This window comes from Nonomuraea sp. B19D2, assembly GCF_040137845.1.
Lineage (GTDB): Bacteria > Actinomycetota > Actinomycetes > Streptosporangiales > Streptosporangiaceae > Nonomuraea.
Map to the genome: position 1 here is coordinate 17,550 of NZ_JBEFAK010000064.1, position 11,822 is coordinate 29,371.

10 protein-coding genes are annotated in these 11,822 nt (G+C 62.8%); 5 read left to right on the forward strand and 5 right to left on the reverse strand.

The window, feature by feature from the left end; translation table 11 throughout:
* Window position 1 precedes the first annotated feature (1 nt).
* On the forward strand, window positions 2-1,006 hold the full coding sequence (locus tag ABN273_RS53360; protein WP_349457426.1) for a hypothetical protein: 1,005 nt from the start codon (window positions 2-4) through the stop codon (window positions 1,004-1,006).
* Window positions 1,007-2,047: 1,041 nt separating this feature from the next.
* On the opposite strand, the gene ABN273_RS53365 is transcribed toward ABN273_RS53360, so the two are convergent.
* Window positions 2,048-2,869, reverse strand: a complete 822-nt coding sequence (locus ABN273_RS53365) for an aldo/keto reductase (protein WP_349457427.1) — start codon at window positions 2,867-2,869, stop codon at window positions 2,048-2,050.
* A 219-nt stretch (window positions 2,870-3,088) separates the two neighbouring features.
* Here ABN273_RS53365 and ABN273_RS53370 point away from each other — a divergent pair, with 219 nt between their 5' ends.
* From ABN273_RS53370 to ABN273_RS53380, 3 genes are all read left to right on the forward strand, one after another.
* Window positions 3,089-3,382, forward strand: coding sequence for a hypothetical protein (locus ABN273_RS53370; RefSeq protein ID WP_349457428.1), 294 nt, complete (start codon window positions 3,089-3,091; stop codon window positions 3,380-3,382).
* Window positions 3,379-5,430: a hypothetical protein gene (locus tag ABN273_RS53375; protein ID WP_349457429.1), complete on the forward strand. Its 2,052-nt coding sequence runs from the start codon at window positions 3,379-3,381 to the stop codon at window positions 5,428-5,430. Before ABN273_RS53370 ends, ABN273_RS53375 begins: the two co-directional genes overlap by 4 nt.
* A 260-nt stretch (window positions 5,431-5,690) precedes the next feature.
* Window positions 5,691-5,972, forward strand: coding sequence for a hypothetical protein (locus ABN273_RS53380; RefSeq protein ID WP_349457430.1), 282 nt, complete (start codon window positions 5,691-5,693; stop codon window positions 5,970-5,972).
* Between the two features lie 294 nt (window positions 5,973-6,266).
* On the opposite strand, the gene ABN273_RS53385 is transcribed toward ABN273_RS53380, so the two are convergent.
* From ABN273_RS53385 to ABN273_RS53400, 4 genes are all read right to left on the reverse strand, one after another.
* A complete protein-coding gene (locus tag ABN273_RS53385; RefSeq protein WP_349457431.1) occupies window positions 6,267-7,631 on the reverse strand; it encodes a tyrosine-type recombinase/integrase in 1,365 nt (454 codons plus the stop codon).
* The gene (locus ABN273_RS53390; protein WP_175594775.1) at window positions 7,628-7,816 is read right to left on the reverse strand and encodes a helix-turn-helix transcriptional regulator; all 189 of its coding nucleotides are present in this window, start codon (window positions 7,814-7,816) and stop codon (window positions 7,628-7,630) included. Before ABN273_RS53390 ends, ABN273_RS53385 begins: the two co-directional genes overlap by 4 nt.
* 788 nt (window positions 7,817-8,604) lie before the next feature.
* Window positions 8,605-9,480: a TRM11 family SAM-dependent methyltransferase gene (locus ABN273_RS53395; protein ID WP_349457432.1), complete on the reverse strand. Its 876-nt coding sequence runs from the start codon at window positions 9,478-9,480 to the stop codon at window positions 8,605-8,607.
* Entirely contained in the window at window positions 9,480-10,322 is an 843-nt protein-coding gene (locus ABN273_RS53400) for a hypothetical protein (RefSeq protein WP_349457433.1), read from the reverse strand. The genes ABN273_RS53395 and ABN273_RS53400 overlap by 1 nt, the downstream gene beginning before the upstream one ends.
* An 834-nt stretch (window positions 10,323-11,156) precedes the next feature.
* Between ABN273_RS53400 and ABN273_RS53405 the strand changes: the two genes are divergently transcribed.
* Window positions 11,157-11,333, forward strand: a complete 177-nt coding sequence (locus ABN273_RS53405; RefSeq protein ID WP_349457434.1) for a hypothetical protein — start codon at window positions 11,157-11,159, stop codon at window positions 11,331-11,333.
* Window positions 11,334-11,822 lie beyond the last annotated feature (489 nt).

The following is an 11,822-nucleotide window of genomic DNA, read 5'->3' on the forward strand; positions in this document are numbered from 1 at the left end:
TTTGTCTGCCATCATCGATGCATGTCACTATCGTGGAGGCGATATGGGCGGTCGATTTGCGCGAATTAACAGCGAAAGTGAGTGGGTTCTACTCGTTCCTGACCGAAAAGGGATCAACTCCTTCGTGGACAGCGAGATCGACCCGGTACAATTAAATCAGGAAGTTTATCGCTCAGAGTGCCCGTTCTGCCCCCCAAGCCACCTGGCGAAGAGCTCATACGACACGCTCATCTTTCCCAATGAATATCCGCTTGTGAATTCAGCAGATCTACATGGCAAGCTACTTTCTGAAGACGGCCACCCCATTGCCGGGGTTAATGATGTCGTCATCTATACGTCAAAACACAATGAGTATCTCCATAAGTGCAGTGTTGATCAGATCGCAAATTTCTTTGCAAGGCTTCGCGACCGGCACATCTACCACTATAGTACAGTGGGGCTACGCTCGATATTCACTTTTATGGCAGTAGGTGCCCGATTTGGTCCTAGTCAGCTCCATCCCCACGGCCAGTTGCTGGGCATGCCTTTCACGCCACAACGAATCGACCGAATACTAGGCCCCGATGCAGATTCCTGCATGGTATGTTCTGAGCAGAATCGAGCCAAGGAACGGGAGTATTTAGTTTGGGAAAGCGATAACATCTCGGCGTACATGACCACCGCCCCCAGGGTTCCTTATGAGCTGTGGATCAGTACAAAGCGGCATGGCATTGGTTTTGTGGACCAAGATGATCGTGGATGTATCGAGCTAGCCGAAGCCGTTTGGCACTGCCTCTACGCGACGCAAGCTCATACATTCAATCCTTACCTTGTTGCCATATTCGACGTTGCGCCAACCAGCACTAACAAGCATCTGAGGCTTGAAATCATGGCCTTTGGACGACCCAACGGCGCAGATAAATACCTAGGGGCTTTCGAGCTCTCCTTGGGTGTCTATATCAATCCTACCGATCCACGTGATATCGCGAGAACCTTGAGGTATCGGCTAAACAGCCTGAATGCGTAGCAGGACTGAAACTCCTCAGCTGGACAGACACCCACGAGGTTATCCGGCTGGGCGGGTAAAAGCTTCTCAGAGTCCACATGACAAACACCATGCCTGATGATCGTTGAATGCCTCCGCCAGTCGATACGATAACGATGAACGGCGCGCGGCTGACCACCGAAGACAAAGGGCGGCCCGGCAGCATGACCGGCCAAAGGCTTGCGGAAAATACTCATGATATGCACCAGGCAGGCGGCCGAGCTGAACCCCTCAATAAGGGACAAGCGGATCACGGCGCACCTTTGTGGCGAGCTCCTCGACACAGGTATGGATCTGGCCACCATGCAGGCCCGGTGGGGCGTTCCTCCTCCGCGACCACTGCGACTGGCGGCCGGAATACACCCGCTGCGAAGCGCTCAACCGGCTCCATTTGCCCCGCCGGTGGGGACAAGGGCTTCGGGAGGCGTAATCATTGCCGCCCGGTTTCGTATGTTTCGCGTACGCACAATTCGCAAGGGCGCTGCAATGAGCGCACGACGCTGGGTCACACCCGACTGTGACACGCAGCGTTGGCGTCGGCTGCGCTCATCATCTCCGCTATCACCGACGCGGCCTTAGCTTCCATCTGGAGCGCCGCTCCAGCCCCGCCACCGCCCACGTAAAATCGTTCACCGTGTTCAGAGCCAGAGGCCCCACCAGCACCGGCCCGGCGAAGACGGCAATGACTGCGGTGGCTGTAGCTGGTCTGATCCTCGCCACCATCGAAGTCGCCACTGTGGGAGCTCTTTCCCCGCTGCTCCTGGACTGGGCTCGAGCGACGGCTGGGTGATGATTGCCAGGACGCCAGAGGGCTGCGGTGGGAGCGCAGTCTAGTGGATGCGGACGCAGTGGTGTCGGTACCCGTTGCGAACCTTACTATTGTGCTCCCGCCGCCTTCCCCTCGACGACCCTCGGGTGGAGGTCACCGGGGATCGGCCGCTGACGGAGCAGTGACTGGCCCACATGGCGTTCTAACCCAACCCGACTTGAAGCCTGGGCGGTCCAGTGCCCGTCGGGCCGAGCTCAGAATTCCATGTGTGTGTTGGGGTCGCCGCCCATGCGGCCATCGTTGTCGAGCGAGCCTATCGTGGCCATCTCGTCGTCCGACAGGCTGAAGTCGAACACCTCAATGTTCTGTCGCATGCGATCGGGGTTGGCCGATTTGGGGATCGGCACGGCGCCGAGCTGCAGGTGCCAGCGGAGCACCACCTGGGCGGGGGTACGGCCGTGCGCGGCGGCAATCTCGCTCACGGCGGGCTCGTCGAATAGCTTGGGGCCGCGCCCGAGCGGGGTCCACGACTCGGTCGCGATGCCATGCTCGGCGTGCCAAGCACGCAGCTCGCTTTGCGGGAAGGCGGGGTGAAGCTCGATCTGGTTGACGGCCGGCCAGACGCCGGTCTCCTCCACCAGGTGCGAGATCTGCTCCGGCGTGAAGTTGGAGACGCCGATGGAGCGGGCCAGGCCCTGCTCCTGCAGGCGGACGAAGGCGCGCCAGGTGTCGACGTAGAGCCCCCGGCCCGGCAGCGGCCAGTGGATGAGGTACAGGTCGATGTAGTCCAGCCCGAGTCGGGCACTGCTCTCCTCGAACCCGCGCAGGGCCGCGTCGTATCCGTGCTGGGAGCCACGCAGCTTGGTGGTGACGAACAGTTCCTCGCGGGGCACGTTCGCGTCGGCGACCGCGGCGCCTACGCCGGCCTCGTTGCCGTAGCTAGCGGCGGTGTCGATGAGCCGGTAGCCCCGTGAGATGGCGTGCGTCACCGCCTTGTGGGCCTCGTCGTCGTCCATGGGCCAGGTGCCCAGGCCAAGCCGCGGCATCTGGTGTCCGTCACGAAGTTTGATGCTCATGAGTGTGGTAGTGCCCTGATGCCGTGCGAGCCAATCTTTGTCAAATTTCGTCCCCCATGGGAGTCATGTACCTGACATCGCATGTTGGATCCTCCGGCATCGCTGATCCCGTGAGCCCATGCCGGTTTGGCAGTAGTGCTCGACGAGACTTCGCCTGCCCCTTATCGTCACATTGATCCCGGGGGAAAGCCGTCTCAAAGATCCGAAGGATCCCGACCGATGGCGACGCAGGAAGAGATCAATGCCGCTCGACGCACGATCGAGCTTTTACGTGACCAGCACGCCAACGACGTGCGCAAGCTCATCAGCCTGCTCGAGAGCGGCGCGATGAAGGGCAAAGCCGCGGACAAGCTCATCAAGGACTTCCAAGCCTGGGAGGCGGCTTACAAGGACGTCTTTCGCCGGGCACTCGCCCAGGTCGATTCCATACCCGCACGTCCGGAGGCGGACAAGCCGTTCGAGTGGCCGGGGCGGCCACCATTATTGCCACCTCCCGATGGGATTCGCCGATGAGCCCGCCTGCGAACCGGATCGGCATAGACCCCACACTGATGACACAACTGATCGCCGAGATGAAGCGCCTGGAGGCGTCATGGTCTGACGTGGATGGGCAGCTTCACAATGCGTTGCGCTCGATCGGCACGAGCATCTCCGGACCAGGCCTCCTAAAAGACATCTGGTTCCAGATCGCACAAGAGGTCCCCGGCCTCCAACGGCGCCTGGATCTCATCGTCTCCACGCAGAAGATCGGACTCGACAAGGGAGTCGTCTGGGCGGACGAAACGCTGTGGGTGTCGAACTCACCGGCGAGCGGTGCGGCAGCGGCAAAGTCCGCCGCTGACCAGCTACGGAAGGCGAGGAAGGAGGCCGCAGCTGCCGGGGGTCAGGTTACCCTGAGCCGCGAGACCCTCGATCTGCTGGAGCGACACCAGCACGATCCCTACTTCGCCGTTGCCTTCATGAAGGAAATGCCTCCGAAGGAACTAAAAACGCTCCTTGGGGATCTCTACGGCTCTGCACGCAACCCTCTTGTCCAGGACGGCTCAGATTCGCCATCTGCAGACCTGGATCGCTTACTGAAGACCCTCAGTGTGACCCTGGGAACAGCCTCGCGCGGGGTCGGCGGCATGAAGCTGCCCAAGGAGTACACCGATGAGCTGATCGCGGCCGATGGCGTTGTGGCTGCAGTGGACGGCCGTATCGTTGACAAGCTCCTGCAGTACGGCACCTTTGACGACGCGTTCCTCCGTGACATCGCCAACAAAGTCTTCGACAACGCGCAAAAGCCGATCTCGGAACGCGCGGACATCGTCGAGTTCACTCCTGGGCTAGCCGCTGCCCTCGCGAGGAACGCCAGGGTTGCTCAGGACTTCTTCGCTGACCCTGCACGCAAGCCCTTGGCTTTTCTGATGCGGGAGACCTCCTGGAGCGACCGAGGCGCGGCGCTCGGCCGGGCGATCGAGGCGGCGACCAGGACGTTCCGTGACCACGGCCAGCCTCCAGACACGTCACGCGGGTACAAGTCGGCACTGATCGCATCGTGGGCTGTCCACTTCTGGGCGGATCCAAGAGCACAGGCCACCGTTGCCGACAGCCGGCAGAGTGCCGCCCGTGTCTTCTCCGCCTATATGAGCGACGTCCATCGAGTCGCCAATGGCACCACCTCGGAGAAGCCGGGCGTTCACCCACTGCCGGACACCGACCCCAACCTCCCCGGCGATCAACCCCATTCGGCTCGGTTCGACAGAGAAGAACTCACGAAAGCGATGACTTGGGTGGCCAAGGATCCGCAAGCGTTCAAAACGGTCGTCGAAGGACACGGTGAGTATGTCCTGAAGGCATTGGACGCACGGGCAGCGGCGGTCGCAAAAGAATTCAACTCCGAGTTCGCCGCCTGGCAGAGAGATCACCCCAACGCGACGGAGGCCGAACGGAGCGCCTATCGCGAGAAGTTGCTGAAAGATAGCATGGCCGGTAGCCCAGGGGAATTTTTCAAAGCCCAAGTATTCTCACTGAGCAAGTCACTTTACTTCGTGATCGACGCTGGAAACCTTGCCAGCATCAACGAGGCGGATCGTAAAGATGAACGAGACAAAGCCTTCTCAGAGGGTATAGCAAGAACAACCAAGCTGGCGCTCACCCCCTTTGGAGACGCGCCCGCCGCCATCTTTGAGTTCGCGGAGGGCTTCGCCAGTGACAAGATGAAGTTCACCGAAGGCGACAAGGCGCGCGATCAGGGAGAGAGCAAGCTGCTCCAAAGCCAGAATTTGTTCAAGGACGTAACCGCTAACATGATGATGCGGTACGGAATGTTCGGAAAGGAAGGCGCACCGGACAGCGCCCATCCTCACTCATTCAAGAATTCTGCCAAGGGTTCGGACGGAGATTTCCTCGAGAGCGACCGAATCAAGCCTCGCACCCAGATGAACGACACCCAAGTATCCGCATACGAGGAATGGTTGAAACATTCGACGGCGTCAGGCATCTTCAACAGCGTCTCCCAGAACGTCGAATTAGGATTCCAGAGGCCTGTCCCTGATTACGAGAGGGCAAAAGATTGAGGACGCGACGCGCATCAAGCCTGCTGATGCTCACTATGGTCGCCCTAGCGGCATGCTCGCCGTCCCCGCCGCCTACTCCTGTGGATCGCCGTCCAGTGGGAAACGTAACCGCACCTCCACTGGAATGCGGAGTAGTCTCGAGTCAAGCCATAGCTCGCGCCCTCGGACTGAGTAATTTTCGCGCTAGCGGCTCCACATCGGCAGCCCGTTTCTCGCACTGCATCATCAACAAATCACCGGAGCCAGCCGCCAAGGCACCGATGTCCATCGAGCTGTACAACCCGTTCGACTCCACGCTAGAAAGCCTGGAATACACAAAGACCAAAGACGGGGGATCCGATCTCCCAAGCAATGCCGGCCCCGGCTACAGCGCTCCCATCAAGGACGCGGATGGAAGAATCATCGGCGCCAAGGCGTTGGCATGGACAGAAAACGGCACCAAATTGCTTACCATCTATATTGCCCGAGGCGCGCCAGGACGGGACCACCGAGCGGACATCGTCGAATTCGTCAGGCAATTAAGGCCGCTACTTCTCTCCTGATTAACAGGAATGCGCGTCGTAGCCCACTGGCGCTTGCCAACGAAGATGCGGATGGGACTTGGAGTCGGGGCCGGCGCCGAAGCGAGAAGGCCATACGAGGATCGCCGTGGGGGCTGAGCTTCTCTGGACATCGCGGCGGGTCATTTCCCTCTTCGTACAAGGTCCCTTGCTCTCTCTGCGCGTGTCGCGCCAGCGTGGCACAGGACGGGAGTGTTTGGCGGGAACATGCGGCATGGGGCAGCGCCAGGCGATTCGGCCCTGGTCGTGCCAGGGCCGAAGGCGGATAAGCGTGAGCTACGTGCCCAACGCGTTGTTGATCTTTCCGTTGATCTGTTCTTGTTGGCCGTCGATGCACTTGGCGTAGACCCGCAGCAGCACGTCAACGCTGTGACCGGCACGTTTCGCGACCTCAGGGGCCGGAACACCCGCATTCAGCCAGAGTGAGACCGCCGCGTGGCGGAGGTCGTACGGTCGCGCAGCCAGAGATGATGCGACCTGTTCCGGGGTGAGCGCCAGTTTGCGGGCTTCCTGCCAGACGTAGGAGTGTGCCGAACTGGAGTAGGTGCCGCCGGTGCCCGTTCTGAAGATCCTCCCGTCCTCTGCGGTGCCGTACTCGGCGATGTGCTCGCGGAGCATGGCGACCAGGACTGGCGGGATCGGGATCTCCCGCGTCTCCTTGTCCGCGCGGTGCTTCAGGCTGCGGGACTCGTGTGTCTCGCCGGAGTTGGTCCAGCGTTTTGTTGCCTGGGGTCGTGCCCTCTCCAGGACGATCTGGCCCCAGCCCTTCTCGGGCAGGGCACAATTGCTCAGCCGCAGGTCCGCCGCCTCCTCCGGCCGGAGCGCCGCGTAGTAGATGCAGGCGAAGAGGGCCTTGAGCCGGGGACCCCGTTTGCGCCCCACTTTGGGGACGGCGGCGAGAAGTTGCCTCGCTTGGGCCGGGTTGACCACCGTACGCGGATCGATGACCGTAACGGCCTTTGGCGCCGTCCACTTGATTTCGTCCAGCGGGTTGCTGCTGAACACCTTCTGCTCTACCGCGTGCTCCAGGAGGTGATGCAGGACGGCGCGCTTGCGCCGTACCGAGTTCGCCCCCGCCGGGACACCGGCGAAAGTGATTGAGATGGCGTCGAGAGCTGTGCGAAGCATGTTCGCCTCCCCCAGTGCCGACAGCGGAAGGGACGCTCTCTCCAGCCAGCTCAACGCCGCAGCCTGGGACGGGGAAAGGCTAGTTCGCCTGCTCTCGGGGAGGAGGACGTGAGTCCTGAGAACCTCGCGTAGTTCCTCCGCAACGGGAGGACGCGGCGCGTCGGCTACCAGGGCAGGGATTAGTGTCAGGAGTGCGTATGCTTCGGTCTCGCGAGTCCTGGCCGCCAAGGTGTTCCACCGCCGGAGAAAATACGCCTGAGCGAACTCCAGGAACGACGGCCCCGATGTCTTCGCCGCAAGCATCGACACTGGCAAACCAGTGGTGATGTCGAACTCCTCCCCCATCTTGACCGCCTGACGCAGGTCGGACATGAAGGCGCTGGCCAGCCCCCTGGTTCGAAAGGTCTTGGACCTGTCCTTGCTCGCCACTCGCCAACGCGCGATGTAGGCGGGCGTGCCGCGGTTGGTGCGCTGCTGGATCTGGCCGAGCTGCACGTAGTAGGTGGTCTTCACGCCGCCTCCCGTCGCGAGTCGAGCCAGGCCGTGAGGTCACTCCGCCAGACGCGGAGCTCGAGGTTGGGGAGCTGAACGCAGATCGGTGCGCGGCCGAGTTGGCGCCAGCGGTAGAAGGTACGGCGGGACACGCCCAGTTCTTCGAGGACCTGAGGAATGGTCAGCAGCTCGTCACGCCTGATCATCGACCACCGCCCGGGGTCGAAAGGCAGACAGCGGTGCAGTGGCCCTTCCCCGCAGCCGGACAGCGAAAGGCGGGCCGGATTCCGGGCGCTACACCGCCCGGCTTATGGATAGGGGCGTCGCGGTGCAGCAGCCTGCCTGAGGCGCGACCGAGGTGGACGCCCATTCCACGGCGGTGAACGGGTCGGCGAGAGCCACCAATCCGCTTGATCTGGTCCGCCCAATCGTCGCTATCGGGGTAGTTGAGTCGGTCGGTCATTCTCGTTTTGGCGCTGGAACAGGCAAGCTCGTGCAAGATGGGATCCGTCCTCTCCAGTGGTCTGGTGTGGGATGGCCCTCGCCTGGTGGACGTCTTGGCGGATGTGGCCAGGCGAGGGCGCTGTGGTTGGTGCGGTGGGCCTTGATGCCGACGCAGGCGCAGTCGGTGCAGGCTCGACGTTCGGGACCTCCTTGATCACTCCTTCTCGGCGGTCAACCAGCAGGCCGGCGCGTGCGCTGTTGACCAGGACGAACTGGATGAAGTCCTGCGGAGGCGCGCTCAGCAGCCAGCCGAGCTGAAAGCCCGCCGTGTACCGCAGGCGATCACCCGCATAGCGGGTGTCCCAGACCGTCAGGGGCAGGGATATGGACCACCGCCTCCGGCCATGTCGTCAAGTCCGGTTGCGTGGCGGCGAACGTGGGGTCCAAAGCTTCCGTGGTCGGCTCGTCGTGGACTGGCAGCTCCCCACCAGCCGCGTCTGCCGTCAGCATCCAGACGCTGCCAGCGGGCCACGTGAGCCCCTCAGCTGGGTCAGGCAGCCCTCTGGATGGTCGAAGCGTTCTTGAGCGGATGAGGCTTGGTGAAGATAAGCAGGTCCTCGTGCGCGGTGGCGTGGATGGGCAGGCCGCGAGCCCGACCCTTACGCGCCTCGTACAGCTGGAAGAACGACGCGCGGTTCAGCAGTTCGCCGCGGCCCAGCCCGCACAGCAGGCACACGATCCGGTCGGCGAAGTTCAGACCGGCGCGCTGAGCCACCTTCTGCACGTGGCCAGGCAGGTCGACCAGTTCCCCGCGGTGCCGGTACGGACGCACCGTTACCGCGACGACGCCGCCGGCCCGTAGCAGTTCACCGCAACCGGACAGAATCTGGGCGAATCCGTCCAGCAGCACCGGGAGGCCCTGGTGAGCCAGGTTGGCCCTGTCCCGGGAGTAGCGCTGATTCCATTTCCGGATGCCTGGCTCACCGCTGTCGCGGGTTGCGCGGATGTGGCCGTGCGTGGCCGACCCGTACGGCGGCGAGGTCAGCACCAGCGCCGCCCGGCCGACCAGGTCCGGCAGCAATCTTGCGATACCCCGCGCGTCTCCGGCGATCACCGTGCCGAACCCGCCCGCGCCCTGGCGGCGGGCGTGAGCGAGGTTGGCCACAGCAAGCTTCGCCCAATCCTCCTCGTATTCCATTCCGGCCGCGTGCCGGCCCAGGTGGATGGCCTCGACCAGAGTGGTGCCGATCCCGCACATTGGATCGATGACCAGCTCACCAGACTGTGTGTAGGTGTCGATCACCTGGGCTGCGATCGACGGCAGCATCTTGCCCGGGTGCTTCATCGATTCCGGCAGGTACCGGCCCAGCCTTTGAGTACGCGACTGCTGCTGGCCCGTCGTCCACACCGATGCGTTCGACGTCATCACAGCTCCCCCTCCATCCAAGACAGCTCCCCCGTCACCGGACCACCCGTCTGCTGCTGATGGCGGGTCCGTCGAGGCGGCTCGACTACGGAATGCGGCGACCCTCGACCGGCGCGAGGTTTGGTGAAGATGAGCACGTCACTGTGCACCCGAGCACTGCCCCGTAGCCCCGCCCTCGTGAGGCCAGGTCTTGGGGCGCCCCATTCCGGAGGCTGTTCGAGTTGCCCGCTGCGCACGGGTACCCGCAGAGCCACGATGTGCTGCATGTAAGCCAGCCCGGAACGCTTTACACCGGCGATCAAGCTTGGGGCTGGGTCGATGAGGTCCTGCTCACCGCGGTGCAGGCCAGTCACAACAACAAGGTGACCGCCTGGCTTCAGCAGCGCCGCCAATCCAGCTGGATTGACCGTCATCTGTGTTGGCGCGTCGATGAGCCGGGCCGTCATGAGCGGCTGGCCCATGTGCTGGGCTGGACAGGTATGGGTGAGCACAACCAGGGCTGCGGTCCCGGTCAGGTCCTTGACGGCGGAGAGCAGGGATTCGGGGCGGACGACGCGTAGGTCGGCCACCTCCAGTTCGGCGGAAGGGTGGGAGGTGGAAATCCTCTTACCGATTTCGCCGGCCAGGCGCGGGCTGGTGACAGTGGCGGTGGCCTGGCAGCCGAGTGTCAATGCAGTGGAGATGACGTTGTGGTCGGCGGCGTCCATGTCGATCACGAGATCGCCGACTTCGGTACAGACTGTGACGAGATGGCGGGCCAGGGACTGGCTCACCGGGACGCAACAACCGCTTCGGCAGACGGGAGGGGTTTCGGCATCGGCCGCGGCCAACCAGACGCTCAAGGGCAGCTCCACCTGGTGAACGTCGCGAGTTGTTCGACGAGGAGCGGTGAGGCCGCTGGTGGCGGCACGGTCGGCGCGTAGGGGTGGTGTCACGATGGTGTGGCCCGTCACCCGGGCCGCCTGGTTCCTGTCACCTACCTAAATACCGGTGCCGAGAGCCGAGTTGAGACACGAGGTCAGGCAAAGATTCCGTCGGGCAGTCAGTGGTGCCCATGGAAAGGCCTCATCGCCTGGGCATTCACCCGCGCGACTACCTGGTGCTGAATGCTGAGTTTCCTGGACGGGGTTGGTTAGGAGGAGAGGAAGGAAGCGGCTCCCTCGCCACCGCCTTCCGACAACCCCACTACCGAAGTTCTCGCAGGTCACAGCGCTTCTGGACACGTTCGGGACAAGAGTCGGACAGTCATCCGCCACAGTTCGTACCCCCAGTTGATCTGGAGAACGGCGGGTTGCCGGATGGAGAGATCATGGTCTGGGCGGGCGGTGATGCCCCGTCAGGCTCGGCTCGGAGTCCTCTGCATCCCCTCAGCGCGTAGCTGCCCTCGCAGGCCGACCAAATGTTGATCAAGCCATGTTGTCAGGGGGTCCAACCCGCGAGATTCAAGCGCGCAATGGGATCACAGTGGCTCCGTTCGAATTCGCCTCAACGGAACGGGGGACCCTATGTACGTTCACCGCGCACTTGTCATCGCCCTCGCCGCTGTGCTCTGCACCTCCCCAGCCTCCGCTGACTCATCGGGCGGTTGGAACGATGACGCCGGCTGGGGATCGGTCACCGTCTCAGCCGACCGCAAGCACATCGAAGTCTGCGACTTGAGCAACGACGGTCGAGCTGTGCGCGCCGTGTACGGTACCTCCTACCTGCAGATCTGGACGGTGGTGGACTCCAACGGTGCCCGATGGGGCTGCGGGACCGACTCCACCTTCTTCAGCCGAATCGACGTGTTCAAGTTGTGCGAAGGGGACAAGTACGGTCCATGCCGGACCCCTGTCCGCATCGGCTGGCACTGATGCTCCCCTGACGGCGAACGATGCGCGCTGAACGGTCCTCGAGCGTTCTTCACGGAAGATTCTCCGGCTCCTCCCACACGTGCCGGATCTCGACGCCTGGCGGGAGGAGTCGCCTGAGCGATGGAGCGAGCGTGGCGTCGTGAAGCCCGTCGATCATCTCCCTCCCCGTCCCACCAGGCAACCTGCAGCGATGTACGCGTGTAGCCCTCATCGGTGTAGCCCGAATGAGCCACGGTCACCTCGATCAAGTCCGCCAACTCCACCGTACGAACGGCGGCCCTAATCTCCAGACGCATTTGGAGCGGGGTGGACTCCGCCGCCGTGACCTCGTTGCGGTCGTTCACCGGCCACAGCACAACGCCGATGACGGATATCGAGCCGAGGATGATCAGGCCGACCGGGGACCACGGCACCGAGAAGAAGAGGTTCATCGCCAACGCGAGCAAGACGCCGAACGGCAGGATGCCGAGAGGCAGCAGGCAACCCGAT

Excerpts from the sequence above, each read along its gene's own strand:
- ABN273_RS53365 (WP_349457427.1), bottom strand. The coding sequence starts at position 2,869 with ATGAGCATCAAACTTCGTGACGGACACCAGATGCCGCGGCTTGGCCTG.
- ABN273_RS53370 (WP_349457428.1), top strand. The coding sequence starts at position 3,089 with ATGGCGACGCAGGAAGAGATCAATGCCGCTCGACGCACGATCGAGCTT.
- ABN273_RS53375 (WP_349457429.1), top strand. The coding sequence starts at position 3,379 with ATGAGCCCGCCTGCGAACCGGATCGGCATAGACCCCACACTGATGACA.
- ABN273_RS53380 (WP_349457430.1), top strand. The coding sequence starts at position 5,691 with ATGTCCATCGAGCTGTACAACCCGTTCGACTCCACGCTAGAAAGCCTG.
- ABN273_RS53390 (WP_175594775.1), bottom strand. The coding sequence starts at position 7,816 with ATGATCAGGCGTGACGAGCTGCTGACCATTCCTCAGGTCCTCGAAGAA.
- ABN273_RS53395 (WP_349457432.1), bottom strand. The coding sequence starts at position 9,480 with ATGACGTCGAACGCATCGGTGTGGACGACGGGCCAGCAGCAGTCGCGT.